Below are 20,598 nucleotides of genomic sequence, written 5' to 3'. Positions count from 1 at the left end.
GGCATCCATCGGACGGGCTATACGGCGGTGAACCGCCACTGCTGGTTGGTGCCGCTGTGGCAGCTCCACTGCAGGAGCCGTGCGCCGTCGGCCGTCGAGCCGCCGTTGACGTCGACGCACAGTCCACTGGGGACGCTCTTCATCGTGTACACGCCCGCCGTGGCCGACGGGGTGACGAGGAACTTCTGCGGATTGCCGTTGTTGCAGGTGGACTGTTGCAGGAACGCGCCCTGGGTGGTGGACCCGCCCGTGACGGCGAGGCACTTGTCGCTGTGCGCCGCCTTCAGATAGACGGCGCCGCCACCGGCGTCGACGGCCTGCCACTTCTGGTTGTTGCCGCCGGTGGACGGCCACTGGACGATCTGGGCGCCGTCAGCGGTCGAGGCCTCGCTGACATCCATGAACTTTCCGCTGTGCTGCGCCGCCACCGTCCAGGTCCGACCGGCGACGCCACCGCCGCCGCTGCCCGGTTCGCCGACCCCGTTGCCGCCGAAGGTGAGCGAGTCGAGGTCGAACCAGTTGTTCGAGGTGCCCTTGAACACCAGGTAGAGCGGGTGCGAGCCGGAGAGATCGGCTGTGTTCACCGCCGACGTGGACTGGTACGTGTTCCAGCCGCCGGTGCTGGGCACCGGTGTCGTGGCCAGGAGCGTGCCGGTCGGGGAGTCGGCGCGCAGTTCGATCGATCCGCCGCCGCTCGGCGACGACAGGCGGTACTTCACGCTCGTGATGCCCGACAGACTCATCGGTTTGAACGCGATCCAGTCGCCGTCGGAGATGTCGCCGACCCGCTTGCCGCTCTCCGCGCCGGCCTGCTCGACGATCTGCACACCCGACTGGTCCGTGTAGAACTCGGCCTGCTTGTGCTTGGGCTGGAGGATCACCTGGGCGTAGCCGGTGAGCGGGTTCGCACCGCCGGGACCGCCGTCGTCGGTGTAGCGGGCGTTGAGCACGTAGTACAGGTTGGCGCCGTCGGGGTGCCCGCCCAGCAGCGTCGTGTCGATGGTGCCCGAGCACCCCGGATGGTCCGTGGTCTCGTGCTGGTGGTCGTCGTGGCCGAGGGCGGGGTTGACGAACACCTTGGCGCAGTCGACGGGCGCGCCGCCGGGGTCCGAGACGGACACCTTGTACGGGACGCGGTCGCCGAAGTCCAGCATGCCGCCGTTGGACGGAATGGTGAGGGTGACGGTCGGCGCGGTGTTGCCCACGGTGATCGGCACGTTGGCGAAGGCTGTCCTGCCGGTGTTGTCGGTGACCTTGAGCTGGGCGGTGTAGTTGCCGTTGGCTGTGTAGGTGTGTGACGGGTTGGCCGCCGTGGACGTGGTGCCGTCGCCGAACGTCCAGTGGTAGCCGAGCGTGCTGCCGGGATCCGGGTCCGTGGACCCCGCGCTGCTGAACTGCACGTTCAGCGGCGCGTCCCCGTTGGTGGGCGTTCCGGTGGCCTTGGCGATCGGCGACCGTCCGCCGTGGTTGTAGTCGATGCGGTAGAGCCCCGAGTCGTTGTTGCCACCGGAGAAGTTGTTGCCCCATTCGAGCAGGTACAGCGAGCCGTCGGGCCCGAACTCCATGTCCATCGGCTTGAGGAACTTGGCGGCGGGCATGAAGGGGTTGGTCCGGGTGACCGCCGTCGCGGAGTCGAAGTGGACCTCCTTGACGGTGTGGCGCGACCACTCGTAGAAGAAGTGGACCCCGTCGTAGTAGGGCGGGAACTTCGTCTCGGACGGGTTCGCGGCGTCGTAGCGGTAGACGGGTCCGCCCATCGGCCCCGAGCCGCCGGAGCCGAGTTCGGGGAAGTTCGGTGAGACGCCGTAGCCGTACCACATGTTCGGCGCGACGATCGGCTTGAGGCTGGTCAGGCCGGTGTTGTTCGGCGAGTTGTTGACCGGCGCGTTGCAGTTGAACTTGGCGCCGACGGCGCCGGTGCTCGGGTTGTAGGGCGCGTAGGCCTGGTTGTCGCCGTGGCAGAACGGCCAGCCGTAGTTGCCCGGGGCCTTGATGACATTGAGCTCGACGAGCCCTTCGGGGCCGCGGTTGGTCGTGGGCGGGTTCCGGTCCGGGCCGTAGTCGGCGAGGTAGACCCACCCGTTCTCCGGGTCGATCGAGAAGCGGAACGGGTTGCGGAAGCCCATCGCGTAGATCTCCGGCCGGGTCTGCGCCGTGCCCTGCGGGTAGAGGTTGCCGGCCGGGACGGTGTAGCCGCCGTCGGCCGACGGCCGGATGCGCAGGAGCTTGCCCCGCAGGTCGTTGGTGTTGCCGGCGGTGCGTGCGGCGTCGAGGTTGGCCTTGCCCTGCCGCCAGTCCAGCGGGGCGTAGCCCTGCCAGTTGGGGTCGAGGTTCGGTGGGACGTCGTCCCCGGTGCCGATGTAGAGGTTCTTGTCGGGGCCGAACTCGATGTACCCGCCCGTGTGTCCGGGCTCCGCGAACGTGCGGTCACGGGTCGCGGGGATGTCGATGATCGTCACCTGGCTCGACATGTTCAGGGTGTCGCCGGTGAGCGTGAACCGGGAGACCCGGTTGATGTCGTTCGGGACTCCGGCCGGCGAGTGATACAGGTACACATAGCCGTTGCGGGCGAAGTCGGGGTCGAGCGCCAGTCCGGTGAGGCCGTCCTCGCCGCCGGTGTAGACGCTGAGCGTGGCGGCCGTCACGGTCCTGTTGGTGGTCGGTTTGAAGATCTTCAGCTGCCCGCCCCGCTGGACGTAGAGCACCCGCCCGTCCGGGGCGACCGCGAGGGCCATCGGGTCCGCGGTGTTGTCGTCGAGGGTGCGCTTCTCGAAGTTGCTCCACACGGTGCCGCCGCAGTCGCCGGACTCCTTGCCGGCCGCCCACTTGACGCCCCCGAGGACGTGGTTGCGGAAATGGGTCTCGCTGTAGGCCGCGCTGGCGTGCCCCATGGCGGTGGCCCACACACGGCCGCCGCCGGTGTTGCGGCACCAGGAGATGGGGTGGTCCGGCCCCATGGCGCGGGGGCCCGGGTTGTACGTACGCTCGTCCGCGGTGACCAGGACGTGCACGTCGCCGCGGGGGTTGCGGTCGAAGTTGTACCACTCCTCGCTGCGGTTCCAACGGTCCGGCAGGCCGGCCGTCGACGGGTGCTTCTTGTCCGCGACGACGGCGGTGCCGGCCAGCACGCCGGGGGAGTGCTCCGGCATGTGTGCGCCGCCGTTGATGGTCTGGTCCCACCACGGGTACTCGTTCTCGATGCCCATGTCCGTGGCGTTGTGGATCGAGACGATGCCCTTGCCGCTGGCGAGATAGCCCTCCACCGCCTGACGTTGGGACGCCGTGGACCACACCATTCCCGAGGTCTGGAACATGATGAGCACGTCGAAGGTGGCGAGATTCGCCGGGGTGAAAACGCTTGAGTCCTCGCTGTGGACCAACTCGAAGTTGTTGGCCGCCGCCTGCTCACGGAACATCGCCAGGCCGGCCGGGATCGAGTCGTGCCGGTAGCCGACCGTCTTCGTGAAGACCAGGGCTCGGAAGGCCGGCGCCGCTGACGCCGGTTGGGCGATGACGAGCGACAGGAGCACGCTCGCGATCGCCCCGAAGATTAATGTGATGCGACGCATGCCGTCTCCTATTCGGCGGAGCAACGATGGCATGACCACGGGCACGCGCCGGCCGCACCTCCGATGCGCCAGAGTCCCTGAGCGCGTCGGAGGCGCGCGTGTGCCGTCAGCTCGTCGTCCCGTCCGCCGTGACGGGCAGTCAATTCCCTACGGAAGAGAAGGGGGGCGTCACACCGGATGCGACGGTCTCCCGTGGTCTGCGGGTCAGGATGCAGCGGGGTTTCGCAACAGTCAATATGGATCGGGTGCGGCTGATTCCATAACACATTTCGCGCATCATTCTTCGTGGTTCGCGGTCTTCATGGTTCGGCGCGCGACTGTGGACGGGGCGATTCGATAACAGATTTTGGCGTATCAGTCGCTCTCGACTGATCGCCGGTCCAGATGGGGCAGTTGGCTCCCCTGGTATTGCCAGGCGCTCATCGATCCATTTACCCTCGGGGCCGCGATGTCGCCATTGCGTCCGGCGAAAGTTCGAAACAATTCGACGACAGCTCGCGGGCGAGAGCTGTCATTCCATGCCCGGCCGTACCCGGACGATTCGGCTATCGGTGACTCATTCCTGCTGACGACGCGAATGTTGAGGATCCACCACGATGTCTGGCCTGCTGCCGTCGCCGCTGCTCGCTCTTCGAGGCATCGGCAAGTCGTTCCTCGGCGTGCGGGTGCTCGACGGCGTCGACCTCCAGGTCCGGCCGGGCGAGGTGCACGCGGTCGTCGGCGAGAACGGCGCCGGCAAGTCCACGCTCATGAAGGTGGTGTCCGGCGTCCATCAGCCCGACGAGGGAACGGTCGAGTTCGCCGGCGCGCCGCGCACGTTCCGCAGCCCGCGCGAGGCCCAACAGGCCGGTATCGGCATCGTCCACCAGGAGTTGACCCTCCTGCCCGAGCGCACCGTCGCGGAGAACGTCTGGCTGGGACGCGAGCCCCTGCGCCGCGGGCTCGTCGACCGCGGAGCGATGCTCCGCCGCACCGCGGGGCTCCTCGCCTCGATCGGGGAGGGCTCGTTACCGCCCGACACGCGTGTGGGACGACTCGGCGTGGCGCAGCAACAGGTGGTCGAGATCGTCAAGGCGCTCGCCCTCGACGCACGGCTGCTCATCATGGACGAGCCCACAGCGGCTCTCGCCGACCACGAGGTCGACCAGCTCTACACGCTCGTACGGCGGCTGCAGGAACACGGGATGGGCGTTCTGTACGTCTCGCACCGCCTCAAGGAGGTCTTCGACCTGTCCAGCCGGATCACGGTGCTCAAGGACGGCCGGGCGGTGGCCACCTTGGACACCGCGGACACCAGCGCCGATCGGCTGGTGCGCCACATGGTGGGCCGTGAGTTGTCGAGCTACTACCCCGACCGGGCGAAGCCGGAGGAGCTGGGCCCGGTGCGACTGACCGTCCGGGGCGCCGGCAACCGGAAGCTGCGCGGCATCGACCTGCGGCTGCGCGCCGGCGAGGTGCTCGGCGTCGGCGGCCTGCAGGGCTCCGGCCGGTCGGCGTTGGCCCGCGCGTTGTTCGGCGCCGCACCGTTCAGCACCGGCCAGGTGGCCGTCGACGGAGCCCCGGTCCGGGTGCGCTCGCCCCGCGCCGCGATGCGGGCCGGTATCGCCTACGTCTCCGAGGACCGCAAGGGCGAGGGGATCGTCGCCGAGCAGTCGGTGCTCGACAACGCGCTGCTGGCCGTCCGCGCCGTCCGCGCCGTCGGCACCGTCCGCCCTGGCCGGGTCGGCCGCGGTGCCCGGACCGCGCGGGTCCGGGAGCTGCTCGCGGCCGTCGAGCTGCGCGCCGCACGGGAGGACCAGGAGATCCGTTTTCTGTCCGGTGGCAACCAGCAGAAGGTCGTGTTGGCCAGATGGCTCGCGCTCGCCCCGAGGATCCTGCTCTTCGACGAGCCGACCCGGGGCATCGACGTGGGCGCCAGGTCGGCGATCCACGATCTCGTCCGCCGGCTGGCCCGCGACGGCGCCGCCGTGCTGATGGTCTCCTCCGAGCTGCCCGAACTGCTCGGCATGAGCGACCGGATCATCGTCATGCGCGACGGCCGGATCGCCGGCGAGCTGCCCGCCGGCGCGACGGAGGAGGATGTCGTCGCCCTGGCGGTCGGCACCGCGCGGGAGGCGGCCGGATGAGCGGCACGTTGTCCCCGCCGGCCCGACGGACCCCGCCCGGCGTGTTCGTCGCCCTGGTCCTCACCCTGGCGATCGGTTGGCTCGTCGTCACGGCCGACGGCGGCCGGCTGTTCAGCCTGCCGACGACGGTGAGCCTGCTGCACGTCGCCGCAGGTCTGGGCCTCGTCGCGGTCGGCCAGACACTGGTCGTCATCGGGGGCTCGCTGGACCTGTCGGTGGCGTACGTGGTCAGCCTGAGCACCCTCGTCGCCGCCGAGACCATGGCCGGTGACGACGGTGCGCTGCTGCCTGCGATCGGTCTGACGCTCGCCGCCAGCGCCGCGATCGGCCTCGTCAACGGCCTGCTCGTCACCATGGCGCGGATCAACCCCTTCATCGCGACCGTCGGTGTCGGACTGCTGCTGAAGGGATACCTCGACAACGGGTACGACGGGCCGGCCGGCAAGACCGCACCCGCCCTGGTACAGGGCCTCGGGTACCAGCGCGTCGGCCCGGTGCCGCTGGCGTTCCTGCTGCTGCTCGCCGTCGCCGCGGCGGCCTGGTTCGTGCTCGCGCGCACCCGCTTCGGCCACCATCTGGTCGCCGTGGGCGGTGACCCGGAGGTCGCCCGCCTCTCCGGCGTGCGTAACCGCCGGGTCCTCGTCACCGCCCATGTGCTGTGCGCCCTCTGCGCCGGCCTCGCCGGGGTCTACCTCGCCAGTCGGCTCGGCGCCGGCGCACCGAGGGTGGGCACCGAGGGACTGTACGACCTGGAATCGATCGCCGCGGTGGTGCTCGGCGGCACCGCCCTGGCCGGCGGGCGCGGCGGCGTCGTCGGCACGGTCGGCGGCGTGCTGCTGCTCGCGAGCATCGACGCCGTCTTCAACCAGCTTGACGTCGATGTGTTCTTCAAGCAGGTGATCCGTGGTGTGATCATCATCGCGGCGGTCGCCGTCTACGCCCGCCGGGCGATGCGAAAGGCGTCCTAGCATGCGGATCGCACGCCCCCTGCGGCTCCCCGGGTTCCGCTCCGGCGGTCTCGCACCGATCGTCGTCATCCTGTTGGTCCTGCTGGTTCTGCTGAGCGCCCGCCAACCGGACTTCTTCTCGCCGCCGTCGCTGATGTCGTTCCTCGGCCGCTCCGCGCCGATCGTCCTGCTCGCCGCCGGCCAGTACTTCGTGATCGTCTCCGGCGAGTTGGACCTGTCCGTCGGCTCTCTGGTCACCGCGCAGGTGGTCGTCGCCGCCCGGCTGATCGACGGCGATCCGTCGGCCGGCTGGCCCGTCGTCGTGCTCCTGCTCGCGTTCGGCGTCGCCGTCGGCCTCGTCAACGGCCTCGTCACCACCTGGCTGCGCGTGCCGTCGTTCATCACGACCCTCGGGATGTTCCTGATCCTCGTCGGCGCCGTGTACCTGTGGTCCGACGGTGCCCCGAAGGGCGGCCTCTCCGAGGAGTTCCGGCGGCTCGGCCGGTCGGGCTTCGAGAACGTGCCCGTGCTGGGCCGGATACCGTACGCCCTTGTCGTCCTGCTGGCGGCGGCCGCTCTGGCGCTGGTGCTGACGCGTTCGGACTTCGGCCGCACCCTGGTCGCCGTCGGCGGCAACCCGCGGACGGCCGAGCTGAGCGGCGTACGCGTGTGGCGCGCCAAGACCATGGCGTTCGTCCTCAGCGGACTCGCCGCCACGCTCGCGGCGGTCCTCATCGGCGGGTACAGCGGAGTGTCGTTCCAGGCCGGCGCCGGCCTTGAGTTCGGCGCGATCACCGCGGCGGTCCTCGGTGGTGTCGCGCTGGGCGGGGGCCGCGGTTCGGTCGTCGGCGCGATGCTGGGCGCGCTGACCCTCGAGACGCTCTTCACGCTCATGAACTTCTACGGCGTCTCCGGCGCCCTCGAACCGGCCGTCCAGGGCGCGATCATCCTGTGCGCCGTGGCGGCGGCGTCCTTCCGTGTCCCGTCCAGATGAAGGGGATCCAGTGAGGCATTCCATGACGGTGCTGGTCGTGAGCACCTTATTGGTGCTGGCCGGCTGCGCCACCGACGAGCCCACCACCGGAGCGTCGGGTTCCCCCTCAGCGGGCAGCGGGTCGGGCACCGGGAAGCAGTCCGAGTTCTTCGTGCGGGCCGACTACGACAAGCAGCTCGCGCTCCTGGACACCGCGCCCACCGGGCCCGCCGGCAAGCCCTGGGAGCAGGCGCTCAACCCGGCGATGGTGAAGACCGCGAAGTTCAAGAAGCCCGGACCGCACAAGATCTGCTTCTCCAACGCCGGGCTCAACAACCCGTGGCGCCAGGTCGGTTTCAAGACCATGCAGGCCGAGGTCGACACACACCGCGACCGGATCTCCGAGTTCGTCCACGTCGACGCCGAAGGCAAGGACCAGAAGCAGATCGCCGACATCAACGACCTGCTCGGCAAGGGCTGCCACGCGCTCATCGTCTCGCCGAACACCACCGCGACGCTCACCCCCGCCGTGGAGGCCGCCTGCCGGAAGGGCCTGCCGGTCGTCGTCTTCGACCGCGGCGTCGACACGACCTGCCCGGTCACGTTCATCAACCCGATCGGCGGCTACGGATTCGGCCATGTCGCGGCGGAGTTCGTCAGCCGGAAGATGAAGCCGGGCGGCAAGGTGCTCGCGCTGCGCATCCTGCCCGGCGTCGACGTGCTGGAGACCCGATGGGCCGCGGCGAAGGTCGCCTTCGACAAAGCGGGCGTCGACGTCGTCGGCGTGGAGTTCACCGACGGCGACCCGGCCAGAACGAAGAAGATCGTCAACGACTACATCCAGCGGTACGGCACGATCGACGGCGTCTGGATGGACGCCGGGGCGGTCGCGGGCGCGGCGGTCGAGGCGTTCGAGGACGCGGGCAAGCCCGTGCCGCCGATCAACGGCGAGGACCAGCTCGACTTCCTGAAGCTGTGGAAGGACAAGAAGCTCACGGCGATCGCCCCGACCTACCCGACCTACCAGTGGCGCACCCCGATCATCGCAGCGCTGAAGATCCTCGACGGCGAGCAGGTGCCGAACCCGTGGAAGCTGCCACAGCCGACCATCACCCAGGACAACCTGGACGAGTACGTCGACCCCACCATGCCGCCACTGCACTACGCGATGTGCGGCTGCACCGACCTGCCCGGCTACCCCAAGCGCTGGAAGTAGTCCGGTGTACCCCATCGGGGTGAACCCATGGGTCTGGGCCTCACCGGTCGATGACGAGGCCCTGGCCGAACTGGTGCCCCGCATCGCCGCGTTCGGTTTCGACGCGGTCGAGCTGCCGATCGAGCGACCCGGTGACTGGGACCCGGCACGCACGCGGGACCTGTTGGCGGCACACGGCCTGCGCGCGGTCGGCGTCTGTGCCGTCACCTCGCCCGGACGTGACCTCGTGAACGCCCCACCGGAGGTCGTCGCCTCGACCGCGGCGTACCTGAGAACGTGTGTGGACCGTGCGGCGGCCGTCGGCGCGCCCTGCGTCGGCGGCCCGGTCTACGCCGCGGTGGGACGGACCTGGCGGATGTCACCGGTGGAGCGCGCTGCCTGCTACGCGGACGTCCGCCGCGCCCTGGGGCCGGTGGCCGACCACGCGGGGGAGCGGGGCGTGAGCATCGGCGTGGAGGCCCTCAACCGCTATGAGACGAGCGTCGTCAACACGGTCGAGCAGGCGGTGGAGCTGATCGACGGCCTGCCCGCGAACGTCGGTCTCATGATCGACACCTATCACATGAACATCGAGGAGGCCGACCCCTACGAGGCGCTCGTCACGGCCGGTCCGCACATCAAGCACGTCCAGGTCAGCGGCACCGACCGCGGCGCCCCGGGCGCCGACCACTTCGACTGGCCACGCTTTCTCGCCGCCCTGGCCACGACCGGCTACGGCGGCGCGCTGTGCATCGAGTCGTTCACCGCGCTGAACGAGGCCATCGCCACCGCCGCCTCGATCTGGCGGCCGCTCGCCCCGACGCAGGACACCCTCGCCCGCGACGGGCTGTCCTACCTCCGCACCGTCCTCCACGAACTGGAAAACGCTCCCTCGACAGGGTGATGGGGGTGGCTTTGGTATCCGAAAGACGTCATACGTCGTATGTGTCGGGAACCGCCATAAGGAGAACACGTGTTCACAGCCCGCACGACACGAAAGATGCGAAGGATACGAAGGCGGCTTCTCGCCGTGGCCGCCACACTGGGTTCAGCCGCGACGGCCGTGATGGCGTTCCCCGCGCCCGCGTCCGCAGCTGCACACACGGTGTACGTCTCGCCGTCCGGCACCGGCACTGACTGTTCCAGCACGCAGCCGTGCTCCCTGACTGCCGCGCAGGCGGCGGTGCGATCACTCAACGACGCCATGTCGGACGACATCGTGGTGCAGTTGGCAGACGGCGTGTACCGGCTGGCCCAACCCTTGCGGCTGACAGCGGAGGACTCCGGCTCAGGCGGTCACACGGTCGTGTGGCGGGCCGCCCCGTCGGCGCGTCCGGTGATCACCGGTGCCCGGGCGGTCACCGGCTGGTCGGTGGCCGACACAGCCAAGAACATCTGGAAGGCCGACGTGCCCGCCGGTCTCGATGCCCGGCAGCTCTATGTCGACGGCGCCGTCGCCACCCGGGCCCGCACGCAGGTGAACCGGGCCGACTTCACCGCCTCCAGCGCCGGATTGAGGTTCTCGGGCGGAGCGCTGAGCTATCTGAACAACCTGGCCGACCAGAACCGGATCGAGGTGGAGAGCGTCAACTCCTTCACCGACCGGTACTCGCCGGTGCAGAGCATCAGCGGGAACTTCATCACGATGCAGCAGCCGGCGTGGAACAACAACAACTTCGGCTACGACACCCTCATGCGGCCACACCGGGCCGGCCCGTTCTACCTGTCCAACGCGTACGAGTTCCTGGACTCGCCCGGCGAGTGGTACCTCAACCCCACGGCCGGAACCCTGTACTACATCCCCCTGGCCGGGCAGAACATGAGCTCCGTCAGCGTGGAACTGCCGAGGCTGCAGTCGCTGGTGAACGTCGGCGGCACGTACGGCGAGCCGGCGCACCACCTCACGTTCAGCGGCATCACCTTCACCGGTACGAGCTGGCTGGGCCCCAGCAGCAACCAGGGTTACGTGGACCAGCAGACCGGCGCGTACCTGGCCGGCGACTGGAGCTGGCCGAGCTTCGACTCCTGCCACAACGGCTGCACGCAGTTCGAGGCCGCCCGGCCGCACTGGCGGCAGATGCCGGCCGCCGTGCAGGTCTCCGCCGCCGACACCGTCACCTTCACCGACTCCCGGTTCGTCAACCTGGGCCAGACGGCCATCGGTATCGGCAACGACGCCAACGCGCACACCAGTGGCGTCGGCCTGGGCGCCGCCAACATCACGGTGACCCGGTCGGAGATAGCCCGGAGTTCAGCCGGTGGCATCCTCGTGGGCGGCGTGCGCGCCGACGCCCACCACCCCGGCGACCAGCGCATGGTCAACAGGGACATCACGATCAGCAACAACCGCATCCACGACCTCGGGGCGGACCACCGGGGCGTCGTCTCTGTGCTGACCACGTACGTCACGGGCAGCACCGTCGCCCAGAACGAGGTCTACAACATGCCGTACTCCGGCATGTCGATCGGGTTCGGCTGGGGTGCCAACGACGCGGGCGGCAGCAACCACTACGCCAACCGTGGCCTGTACAACTACCAGCCGCGCTACACGACGCCGACCACCGCGTCCAACAACCGGCTCATCGGCAACTACATCCACGATGTCATGCAGCAGATGAACGACGGCGGCTGCATCTACACGCTGGGATGGAACCCGAGCGCGCTGATCAGCCGGAACCACTGCCTGCGGACCAACGGACACTTCGGGCTGTACTTCGACGAGGGCTCGAAGTACTACAAGGCCGACAACAATGTCTTCTCGAACACCGGTACGTGGGCGACAGCCAACTACTGGGGCGGCGAGAACATGGGGAACTGGACCGTCACCAACAACTGGTCGACCAACGGTAGTACGAACGTGACCAACGGGGACCGGGGCAACGTGGTGTCCGGCAACGTCACGGTCACCAACGGCAACTGGCCTTCCGGTGCCCAGGACGTGATGGCGTCCGCCGGACCGAAGGACACCACTCCGCCGCCGACGACGGCTCAGCAGATCGTGGGGGCGCAGTCCGGCCGCTGTCTGACCGTCCCCGGCGGAACCACCAACGGCACCCAGACCCAACTCTGGGACTGCACCGGCGCGGCCGGCCAGACCTGGACCTACACCACCGGCAGACAACTGACCCTCCCCGGCAACAAGTGCCTCGACGCCAGTGGAAGCGGCACCACCAACGGCACCCCGGTCATCATCTGGGACTGCAACGGCCAGACCAACCAACAGTGGAACGTCAACCCCAACGGCACCATCACCGGCGTCCAGTCCGGACTCTGCCTCGACGCCAACGCCGGCGGCACCGCCAACGGCACCAGGACCATCCTCTGGTCCTGCAACGGCGGCACCAACCAGCAGTGGACACGGCGATAGCGGAATCGACGCCCTTGACCGCCTGGCCCACGAGCGACGGCATCGGCCCCTCCTCGCCTTGCAGCCGCACGCGCCGAGCCCCGCTCACGGCAGCCATCAAGGTGCCGTAGTCCGAAACCGGCATGATCCGAACGACCGGCCCTAACGCCGCAGCCGGGTCGGCTCGCCCGGCCCGCTGCGGCGCACCACCCACGCATCGGTGATGTGGGTGAACATCGCCTCGGCCGCACCCTTGGGGTCGTGCCCGGCGATCCGTTCGTAGATGCGCCGATGGCCCTGGTTGGACGCGACGCACAGGGCGCGGCCGGTCCGGCCCACGTAACGGGCGGAGTCGATGACCTGGCGCTCCAGCGCACGGACCACGGCACGGCCGATGCGGTTCCCCGACGCCTGCATGACGGTGTCGTGGAACGCCCGGTCCTCTTCCTGGTACGAAGCGGGGTCGTCGACGAGCTCGTCCATCCGCTCCACCAGCCTGCGTAGCCGGTCGATCACCTCGGCGTTCGCCAGGCGGGCGGCGACGTTGGCCATGTCGGACTCCAGCACGCGGCGGGTCGCGACGAGGTGATCGAGGGTGGCCAGGCTCTCGTCCTCGGCGATGGTCGCGCCGAGGACCAGCTCGTCGAGCATGTTCCACATCGCAGGAGGGGTGACCATCGTGCCGGCGCCTTGGCGGACCTGCACCAGCCCCTTCTCCTGAAGGATCTTCACCGCCTCGCGGACCACGGTGCGGCTGACCGAGAAGGTCGCGCAGAGCACGGGCTCGGGCGGGAGCGGCGAACCGGACGGATGGACTCCACGGACGATCCGCTCCACCAGCTCGGCCGTGACCGCGGCGGCAAGGTTCGCCGGGCGCCGACTCCAGGCGGGGACCTCGGAGGCCCCTGCGGATGACTGCGGTACTGCCGTCATGACACCCCCCGGGACCCGCGTCGTGCCACGGATTCTCGCTCACTATACGGCATCCGGTTGACGTCATACGTCATACGGGTTACATACGTCATACGAGTTGCGTTCCTCCTCAACCTCAACTGCCGGACAGCCGGCCACCTCAGGAGAGTGGGGCAGCAATGAAGCAGCGAACACCGAGGTCGGCGACCTTGGTCGCCGGGCCCGTTGTCTCAGCCGGCTGCCGAAGCGCCTCCGTCCCGGATGCGGCGTCCGGTGGTCCAACGGCCGGACTCGTCGTCGAGCGGCATCCCGGTGGGACGGTCGAGTTGGTCGCGCAGCCGTTCGGGCAGTACCGCACCCTGCTCGGGGCCGCCATCAGGTCCTCGCCGGCGGTCGAGCGGGTCTTCTCGTCCTGGATAGAGGCCGACGACAACGGCCTGAACAACGACGGGGCGAACTCGACGGCGATGTCGGCGTCATGAGGTCGCCGGTCGTCACGGCCGGTGCCACGCAATGGGGTCGAGCTGTCGGTGACGCCGACGGCGTCTACGGCGACGGCGTCGTGCCCGTGCCGGTCGTCATCGTCGAGACCGACGAGGGGATCACCGGAGTCGGCCTGGGACCGCACACGGAAGCCGAGGCGATCTTCGCCGCCCTCGACGGCCAGGACCCCCGCGCGGCGACCGCCCTCTACGACCGCATGCTGCGGCACACCTTCAACGCCGGGCCGGTCGGCAACACACCTGTCGCGCTGCTGCACGCCGCGACGTCGGTGCCCAACCACCTCGTCAGCGCACCACAGGGCCTGCGCCCGCCGATCGGCGTCGCGCTGGACCTGGACGTCGAGGACGGAGCCCTCGTGCTCGGCGACACGCCGGGCCTCGGCATCCGGATCGACGGGACGGTGATGACCGCGCCCCGGCAGCGAACGGCACACGCACCCGACGGACCGCACATACGGCTGGAGCACGTCGGCCGGCGGCTGCTCGCGGTCACCCCCGGACCATGCCGATCCACGGCGGAAGGGACGTCCGACACCATGGCAATGGAGGATCGATGAACGCGTTTGTCTACCGCGCGGCACGCACCCACGAGATCGAGATCCGGGTCGCCGAGGCGTCAGCCCCGGCGAAGGAGCGGGGCGGGCGCGGCGTCGGCACCATCGCACCGGGCCGCATCGCCACCGGCGACACCGAGGCGTTACGCGCGGCCCCCCGGCGCGACCGGGCGATTCCCGGCGGGATCCCGGCCGGTCGCCGGAGCCACGCCGACGATCTCGCCGGGGCCACGGTGCCCCTCGCCCCTCCTGCGTCGGGCCGTGTCAGTGACCTTGTTCTTCCGGTCGACGGCGGATGGCCGGGGCGATGACCGGCCGCCCAGCATTACCAGCCGGCCGCGCCCGAGGCGGCGTGTATGGGCTCATGATGCGGGCCGGTCGAGCCGGCCGTGCCGCCCGAGCCGACGAGACGAGCCTGGTCGTCGCCGCACAGGCCGGCGATCCACGAGCGCTCGACGACCTGGCCGCGACGTACCTGCCACTGGTGTACCGGATCGTGCGCAGGGCACTGGGTGAGCTCGCGGACGTCGACGACGTGGTGCAGGAGACGATGCTGCGGGCACTTCCTGAGCTGCGCACGTTGCGCACCCCGGAGTGCTTCCGGCCCTGGCTGGCCACGATCGCGACCCGACAGATCAGCACCCATCTGCACCGGCGGCACGCGGACGCCGAACGGACGGCCTCCCTCGACGAGTTGGCCGACCCGCCGGACACCGACGCCGAGAACCTCGCCCTGATCCACGTCGAGCTGTCCGGTCATCGCAGAAAGACCGTGCGCGCCAGCCGATGGCTCGACCCGGACGCCCGGGCGCTGCTGTCGCTGTGGTGGCTGGAGGCCGCGGGCCGGCTCACGAGGGCGGAGCTCGCGGCGGCGCTGGGAACGAGCGTGGCCCACGCGGGTGTGCGCGTCCAGCGGATGCGCAACCAGCTGGAGCTGAGCCGGTCACTCGTCGCGGCGCTGGAAGCCGGCCCCCGTTGCCCACAGTTGACCGCCGCGCTGGGGGGCTGGGACGGCGTACCGAGCGCGCTGTGGCGTAAGCGCATCACCCGGCACACCCGATCCTGTGCGGACTGCGGCCGGGCCGCCGACGAACTGGTGCCCCTTGAGCGGCTGGTCGTCGCCCTGGCGCTGCTCCCCGTCCCGCCGGTGCGCTCCACCACGGTGCTCGACAGACCCGCGCTCGCCGGGGCGACCGGGAATGCCGTCGTCGCGGGAGCCGAGTCGGCTCGTCCGAAGGCCGGGCGAGTCGGCACCCAGGTTTTCGCGTTCGGCGACGGCGCCGTCTTTTTCGGCAGCAGGCCGACGGCGACTGCGACTGTTCAAGCAGGCCTCCGATAACGAAAACTGCCGTGATTCACATGCGTCCGTCATTCTGAATTCACTGCTTGAAAAGGTTATGAGGGGTGGTCTTCAATTATTGACGTTTCCCTCTTGAATGGTCCATGACGATCTGTCAATCTTCTAGAAGTCGACGCTGAGCGTTGCCCATTCATGGCCTGTGAAAGCGGAAGCCAAAAGGACTTCAGCACGAGGAGCCGATCCGGGCCGGGTGACGACCCTCCGGGCGAAGCCGGAGGGCAGGCTTTCCAGGCGCCACGGCAGCGGCATGACGCTGACATGCTCGCTGCGCGAGCGCTCTGGGAGGGGGCCGGCGTGGAGGGGGCAAGCTCCGCGCCGGCTCGGCCGGCTGCCGGCAGGCGGCCAACGTCAAGATCCTGCACAGCGCAGAGGTGACCACACCGCCAACCGGGAAGGCGCGACCATGCCCCGCACTCGCCGCCGGCGTGATCTCGCCCGCTGCTCGCCAGCATCCTGGCGGTTCCCGGCGTGCCGGCGGTCGTCGACGAGTTCGGCGCGCCGATGGACACCGGGCTGAATTGTCAGGATGCCGGCAGCACCGACGACTTCGTGCGCTACTTCCGGGCCACCACCACGGTGCTCCGGGAACTGTGGTTCGGACGGTGACGTCCCGGCCCCGGCCGGACTGCAAGGGCGGCGGCAACCAGTCGTGAAGGGAGAACGACATGTCCGAAGTGACACGCAGACGGTTTCTCGCCGCCGGGGCGGCGGCCGGAGCAGGCATCGTGCCGGGTGGGTGGACGGCCGTCGCCAGGACCGGCTCGGCCGCGCCGCGGGAGGTTCTGGCCGCCAATGATCTCGCCCTGTGGTACGACAAGCCGGCCGGCACGGACTGGCTGCGGGCACTGCCGATCGGCAACGGACGCCTCGGCGCGATGGTGTTCGGCAACGTCGACACCGAACGGCTGCAGCTCAACGAGGACACCGTCTGGGCCGGCGGTCCGTACGACTCCGCCAACCCTCGCGGCGCGGCCAACATCGCCGAGATCCGGCGGCGGGTCTTCGCGGATCAGTGGGGGCCGGCCCAGGACCTGATCAATCAGACGATGCTGGGCAGCCCGGCCGGACAGCTGGCCTACCAGCCGGTCGGAAACCTTCTGCTCAACTTCGGCAGCGCCACCGGTGCGTCGCAGTACAACCGGACGCTCGACCTCACCACCGCCACGGCCCGCACGACCTACGTGCTGAACGGCGTGCGGTACCAGCGTGAGGTGTTCGCCAGCGCACGTGACCAGGTGATCGTGGTCCGGCTGACGGCCGACCGGGCCAACGCCATCACCTTCAGCGCCACGTTCGACAGTCCTCAACGAACAACGCTGTCCAGCCCGGACGGGGCCACGATCGCCCTCGACGGCACCTCCGGCACCATGGAGGGCGTCGCCGGACGGGTCCGGTTCCTCGCCCTCGCCCATGCCACCGTGACGGGCGGCACGGTCAGCAGCTCGGGCGGCACGCTACGGGTCTCCGGCGCCACCAGCGTGACGGTGCTGGTGTCCATCGGCTCCAGCTACGTCAACTTCCGGAAGGTCGACGGCGACTACCAGGGGATCGCGCGCAGCCATCTCAACGCTGCCCGCAACGTCGGCATCGACCAACTACGCGATCGGCATCTCGCGGACTACCAGGCGCTGTTCGACCGGGTGTCGATCGATCTGGGACGTACGGCGGCGGCCGACCAGCCGACCGACGTACGGATCGCACAGCACGCGCAAGTGAACGATCCGCAGTTCTCCGCTTTGTTGTTCCAGTTCGGCAGGTACCTGCTCATCTCGTCCTCGCGGCCGGGTACCCAGCCGGCGAACCTGCAGGGCATCTGGAACGACCAGATGGCTCCGTCCTGGGACTCGAAGTTCACCGTCAACGCCAACCTGCCGATGAACTACTGGCCCGCCGACACGACGAACCTGCCCGAATGCTTCCTCCCGGTCTTCGACATGATCGACGACCTGACCGTGACCGGCGCCCGGGTGGCGCAGGCGCAGTACGGCGCCGGCGGCTGGGTGACGCACCACAACACCGACGCGTGGCGGGGCGCCTCGGTCGTCGACGAAGCGCGGTGGGGGATGTGGCAGACCGGCGGCGCATGGCTGGCCACCCTGATCTGGGACCACTACCTGTTCACCGGTGACAGCGACTTCCTCCGCTCGAACTATCCGGCCCTGAAGGGCGCCGCCCAGTTCTTCCTCGACACGCTGGTCGCCCACCCGACGCTCGGACACCTGGTCACCAACCCGTCGAACTCTCCGGAGCTCGCTCACCATACGAACGCCACCGTCTGCGCGGGGCCCACCATGGACAACCAGATCCTGCGCGACCTTTTCACCAGCGTCGCCCGCGCCGGCGAAATCCTCGGCGTGGACGCGGCCTTCCGCGCTCAGGCACTGGCGGCCCGGGACCGGCTGGCCCCGACACGGGTCGGCTCCAGGGGCAATGTCCAGGAGTGGCTGGCCGACTGGGTGGAGACCGAGCGGAACCACCGGCACGTATCCCACCTGTACGGTCTGCATCCGAGCAACCAGATCACCAAGCGTGGGACACCCCAGTTGCACGAGGCCGCGCGGCGGACGCTGGAACTGCGCGGTGACGACGGGACGGGTTGGTCGCTGGCATGGAAGATCAACTTCTGGGCGCGGTTGGAGGACGGTGCCCGGGCCCACAAGCTGATCCGGGACCTGGTGCGCACGGACCGGCTCGCGCCCAACATGTTCGACCTGCACCCACCGTTCCAGATCGACGGCAACTTCGGCGCCACCTCGGGCATCGCGGAGATGCTGTTGCACAGCCACAACGGCGAACTGCACGTGCTGCCGGCGCTGCCGTCCGCCTGGCCCACCGGGCGCGTGAGGGGACTTCGGGGTCGCGGCGGGTACACCGTCGGCGCCGAGTGGAGCAGCGGCCGGATCGAGCTCGTCGTCACCCCCGACCGAACCGGCGCCGTCCGGGTGCGCAGCCGGATCTTCGCCGGCGACTTCACGCTGCGGGACGATGCGAGCGGCGAGCCGGTCCAGCCGAAGCGCCTCGAGGCCGATCTCATCGAGTTCGCCGGCCAGGCCGGCAGGACCTATCGCGCGTCCGCGGTCAGGTCGGGGCCGGTGGAGGCCGGCGTGGCGTATCGGCTGGTGGCCCAGCACAGTGGCAAGGCTGCCGACATCAATGGTGCGTCCGCCGGTGCGGCCCTGATCCAGTGGCAGATCACCGCCGGTCGCAACCAGCAGTTCGAGTTCCTGCCCTCCGACGGCGATCACTACAAGATCCGGGTACGGCCCAGTGGTCTGGTCCTGAACGCCGCCAGTGGCAGCAGCGGCGCCGACATCACCCAGCAGCCGGATGCCAACGCCGCGGGCCAGCAGTGGCGGATAGTCGACCACGGCAGTGGCGTGATCAGTCTGGTCAACCGGCAGAGCGGCCTCGCCCTGGACGTGTGGGAGGCGTCCACCGCCGACGGAGCCCGCATCTCCCAGTGGTCGGTCACGGGTAGCGCCAACCAGCGATTCCAACTCCAGCGCATGTAGTCAGGCGGCCTGCCGGAGTCGTCTACAGGTGCGGCGTTCCTTCGGTAGTCATGCGTTGTTCAGCATAAAAATCCACCAGTGACTACGCCTTGCCAACGTGTGATCACAGGGGGAATGCTGATGCCCGGCAGGTCCTTGAAAGTTGTACGACCATCGCTTTCCCGGTGTGGAAGCGGCGGCGGCATGCGAGAACGGGGCACACGATTTCGGTCAGGGCGACTGTCGTCGGCCGACGTCCACACGCGACCACGGTGGCCGTCGGAGCGTCAGATCTCGACTCGCCGAGCCGATCGAGCCCGCCCCTGCGACCGTCCTGCCGCAAGACCTTTCCAAGGGCACCCATCGGCCTTCCGGTCTCCCGGCCCGACGCGATCGAGGGCCGGGCGCGGCGCCACATTCTCGCCCCCTGCGGACGCCGAGCCCTGGGCGACACGGCCGACCCGCCCGGCCGCCGTCTTGGCGGGGACGCGGCGGATGCGTCCATCAAGGGCCTCCTCCCCGGCACCTCGCGCCGCGCCCCGGAACGGTCCGCACGCTCCGGCGGAACGTCGCCCCCGCCAGGGCGCGGACGGGCGGTTCGCCACTCCCCCTTTCCCTACCGATACGGAGGAATGAAGCATGCGTATTCTCGTCGCCGGCGCCACCGGGGTGATCGGACACCCCCTGGTGGGAGCGCTGCGGGCACGCGGCCACGAGGTGAGCGCGCTGGTACGCCAGGAGTCGCGGGAGCGGGCCCCGGAGGCGGACCGCATCGTGAGCGCCGACGCCCTCGACCGCGAGGCCCTGCTGTCGGCGGTGTCGACCGTCCGCCCCGAGGTGGTGGTCCACCAGATGACGGCGCTGCGCCTGCTGGCCGACGACCCGGGTGCGGCCTTCACCCTGACCGCGCGGCTGCGTACCGAGGGCACCGCCAACCTGATAGCTGCGGCCCGGGCGGCCGGTGCGGGACGGCTGGTCGCGCAGTCCATCGCCTTCGCGGCCGCCCCGGCCGAGGAACTGGTCCTCGACGAGGACGCACCGCTCTACGTCGACGCACCCGATCCCGGTTGGGCCGCCACCGTACGGGCTGTCGCCGAGCTGGAGCGGCTGGTTCTGAACAGCGGGCCGCTCGCCGGCGTGGTCCTGCGGTACGGCACGCTGTACGGCCCCGGCACCATGTACGCCCGCGACGGCGGGGCCGCCCAGGCGGTGCTGGCCGGACAGCTCCCGCTGCCCGGGGACGGCGCCGGGATCACGTCGTTCCTGCACCTGGAGGACGCCGTGGCGGCCACGGTCGCCGCCGTCGAGTCGGAGGCCACCGGGGTGTTCCATGTGACGGACGACGAGCCGGCCCCGGCCGCGCGGTGGCTGCCGCACTACGCCCAAGCGCTGGGTGGCCCGGCCCCTCGTACGATCCCGGCGGACCACGCGCCCCAGCTGCTCGGCTGGTTCCTGGCCCATCAACTCACCGCCGCGCACGGCTCGGCCAACGACCGGGCCCGTACGGCTCTGGGCTGGAAGCCGCTGCGGCCGAGCTGGCGCGAGGGACTGGGCCAGGAATGACCGGCACGGTCCGGGACGGCTGCAAGGACCACCCCAAGTGCCGCTCCCACGCCATGAAA

The 20,598-nt window shown here is 69.7% G+C and carries 15 protein-coding genes; 13 read left to right on the top strand and 2 right to left on the bottom strand.

What is annotated here, in order from left to right:
* Positions 1-17: 17 nt before the first annotated feature.
* Entirely contained in the window at positions 18-3,569 is a 3,552-nt protein-coding gene (locus ACZ4Z3_RS16985; RefSeq protein WP_468501722.1) for a ThuA domain-containing protein, read from the bottom strand.
* 596 nt (positions 3,570-4,165) lie between these two features.
* Between ACZ4Z3_RS16985 and ACZ4Z3_RS16980 the strand changes: the two genes are divergently transcribed.
* The 6 genes from ACZ4Z3_RS16980 (at position 4,166) to ACZ4Z3_RS16955 (ending at position 12,177) form a co-directional block, all read left to right on the top strand.
* A complete protein-coding gene (locus tag ACZ4Z3_RS16980) occupies positions 4,166-5,695 on the top strand; it encodes a sugar ABC transporter ATP-binding protein (RefSeq protein ID WP_468501721.1) in 1,530 nt (509 codons plus the stop codon).
* A complete protein-coding gene (locus ACZ4Z3_RS16975) occupies positions 5,692-6,663 on the top strand; it encodes an ABC transporter permease (protein WP_468501720.1) in 972 nt (323 codons plus the stop codon). The genes ACZ4Z3_RS16980 and ACZ4Z3_RS16975 overlap by 4 nt, the downstream gene beginning before the upstream one ends.
* A gap of 1 nt (position 6,664) precedes the next feature.
* Entirely contained in the window at positions 6,665-7,636 is a 972-nt protein-coding gene (locus tag ACZ4Z3_RS16970; protein WP_468501719.1) for an ABC transporter permease, read from the top strand.
* Positions 7,637-7,658: 22 nt separating this feature from the next.
* On the top strand, positions 7,659-8,831 hold the full coding sequence (locus ACZ4Z3_RS16965; protein ID WP_468501718.1) for a substrate-binding domain-containing protein: 1,173 nt from the start codon (positions 7,659-7,661) through the stop codon (positions 8,829-8,831).
* 4 nt (positions 8,832-8,835) lie between these two features.
* The gene (locus tag ACZ4Z3_RS16960) at positions 8,836-9,714 is read left to right on the top strand and encodes a sugar phosphate isomerase/epimerase family protein (RefSeq protein ID WP_468501717.1); all 879 of its coding nucleotides are present in this window, start codon (positions 8,836-8,838) and stop codon (positions 9,712-9,714) included.
* Positions 9,715-9,876: 162 nt separating this feature from the next.
* Complete coding sequence (locus ACZ4Z3_RS16955) at positions 9,877-12,177, top strand: ricin-type beta-trefoil lectin domain protein (protein WP_468501933.1); 2,301 nt, start codon at positions 9,877-9,879, stop codon at positions 12,175-12,177.
* Positions 12,178-12,318: 141 nt separating this feature from the next.
* Here the strand turns inward: ACZ4Z3_RS16955 and ACZ4Z3_RS16950 are convergent, their stop codons facing one another.
* The gene (locus ACZ4Z3_RS16950; protein ID WP_468501716.1) at positions 12,319-13,089 is read right to left on the bottom strand and encodes a FadR/GntR family transcriptional regulator; all 771 of its coding nucleotides are present in this window, start codon (positions 13,087-13,089) and stop codon (positions 12,319-12,321) included.
* A gap of 158 nt (positions 13,090-13,247) precedes the next feature.
* Between ACZ4Z3_RS16950 and ACZ4Z3_RS16945 the strand changes: the two genes are divergently transcribed.
* The 7 genes from ACZ4Z3_RS16945 to ACZ4Z3_RS16915 all read left to right on the top strand — a co-directional run bounded on the left by ACZ4Z3_RS16945 (position 13,248) and on the right by ACZ4Z3_RS16915 (position 20,539).
* Positions 13,248-13,550: a hypothetical protein gene (locus tag ACZ4Z3_RS16945; RefSeq protein WP_468501715.1), complete on the top strand. Its 303-nt coding sequence runs from the start codon at positions 13,248-13,250 to the stop codon at positions 13,548-13,550.
* Complete coding sequence (locus ACZ4Z3_RS16940; RefSeq protein WP_468501714.1) at positions 13,547-14,128, top strand: hypothetical protein; 582 nt, start codon at positions 13,547-13,549, stop codon at positions 14,126-14,128. The genes ACZ4Z3_RS16945 and ACZ4Z3_RS16940 overlap by 4 nt, the downstream gene beginning before the upstream one ends.
* Entirely contained in the window at positions 14,125-14,436 is a 312-nt protein-coding gene (locus ACZ4Z3_RS16935) for a hypothetical protein (RefSeq protein WP_468501713.1), read from the top strand. Before ACZ4Z3_RS16940 ends, ACZ4Z3_RS16935 begins: the two co-directional genes overlap by 4 nt.
* A gap of 53 nt (positions 14,437-14,489) precedes the next feature.
* Entirely contained in the window at positions 14,490-15,464 is a 975-nt protein-coding gene (locus tag ACZ4Z3_RS16930) for an RNA polymerase sigma factor (protein ID WP_468501712.1), read from the top strand.
* Between the two features lie 489 nt (positions 15,465-15,953).
* The gene (locus tag ACZ4Z3_RS16925; RefSeq protein WP_468501711.1) at positions 15,954-16,091 is read left to right on the top strand and encodes a hypothetical protein; all 138 of its coding nucleotides are present in this window, start codon (positions 15,954-15,956) and stop codon (positions 16,089-16,091) included.
* A gap of 59 nt (positions 16,092-16,150) precedes the next feature.
* Complete coding sequence (locus ACZ4Z3_RS16920; RefSeq protein WP_468501710.1) at positions 16,151-18,997, top strand: glycosyl hydrolase family 95 catalytic domain-containing protein; 2,847 nt, start codon at positions 16,151-16,153, stop codon at positions 18,995-18,997.
* A 618-nt stretch (positions 18,998-19,615) separates the two neighbouring features.
* Complete coding sequence (locus ACZ4Z3_RS16915) at positions 19,616-20,539, top strand: NAD-dependent epimerase/dehydratase family protein (protein WP_468501709.1); 924 nt, start codon at positions 19,616-19,618, stop codon at positions 20,537-20,539.
* Positions 20,540-20,598: the final 59 nt, after the last annotated feature.

Source organism: Streptomyces sp. NPDC030296 (assembly GCF_055572815.1).
The sequence above is the reverse complement of the archived record's forward strand: the minus strand, read 5'-3'. Positions and strand labels throughout refer to the sequence as shown.

Bases quoted from the DNA above. Each gene is read 5' to 3' on its own strand.
- ACZ4Z3_RS16985 (WP_468501722.1), bottom strand. From the start codon at position 3,569: ATGCGTCGCATCACATTAATCTTCGGGGCGATCGCGAGCGTGCTCCTG.
- ACZ4Z3_RS16980 (WP_468501721.1), top strand. From the start codon at position 4,166: ATGTCTGGCCTGCTGCCGTCGCCGCTGCTCGCTCTTCGAGGCATCGGC.
- ACZ4Z3_RS16975 (WP_468501720.1), top strand. From the start codon at position 5,692: ATGAGCGGCACGTTGTCCCCGCCGGCCCGACGGACCCCGCCCGGCGTG.
- ACZ4Z3_RS16970 (WP_468501719.1), top strand. From the start codon at position 6,665: ATGCGGATCGCACGCCCCCTGCGGCTCCCCGGGTTCCGCTCCGGCGGT.
- ACZ4Z3_RS16965 (WP_468501718.1), top strand. From the start codon at position 7,659: ATGACGGTGCTGGTCGTGAGCACCTTATTGGTGCTGGCCGGCTGCGCC.
- ACZ4Z3_RS16955 (WP_468501933.1), top strand. From the start codon at position 9,877: ATGGCGTTCCCCGCGCCCGCGTCCGCAGCTGCACACACGGTGTACGTC.
- ACZ4Z3_RS16950 (WP_468501716.1), bottom strand. From the start codon at position 13,089: ATGACGGCAGTACCGCAGTCATCCGCAGGGGCCTCCGAGGTCCCCGCC.
- ACZ4Z3_RS16945 (WP_468501715.1), top strand. From the start codon at position 13,248: ATGAAGCAGCGAACACCGAGGTCGGCGACCTTGGTCGCCGGGCCCGTT.
- ACZ4Z3_RS16940 (WP_468501714.1), top strand. From the start codon at position 13,547: ATGAGGTCGCCGGTCGTCACGGCCGGTGCCACGCAATGGGGTCGAGCT.
- ACZ4Z3_RS16935 (WP_468501713.1), top strand. From the start codon at position 14,125: ATGAACGCGTTTGTCTACCGCGCGGCACGCACCCACGAGATCGAGATC.
- ACZ4Z3_RS16930 (WP_468501712.1), top strand. From the start codon at position 14,490: ATGATGCGGGCCGGTCGAGCCGGCCGTGCCGCCCGAGCCGACGAGACG.
- ACZ4Z3_RS16920 (WP_468501710.1), top strand. From the start codon at position 16,151: ATGTCCGAAGTGACACGCAGACGGTTTCTCGCCGCCGGGGCGGCGGCC.
- ACZ4Z3_RS16915 (WP_468501709.1), top strand. From the start codon at position 19,616: ATGCGTATTCTCGTCGCCGGCGCCACCGGGGTGATCGGACACCCCCTG.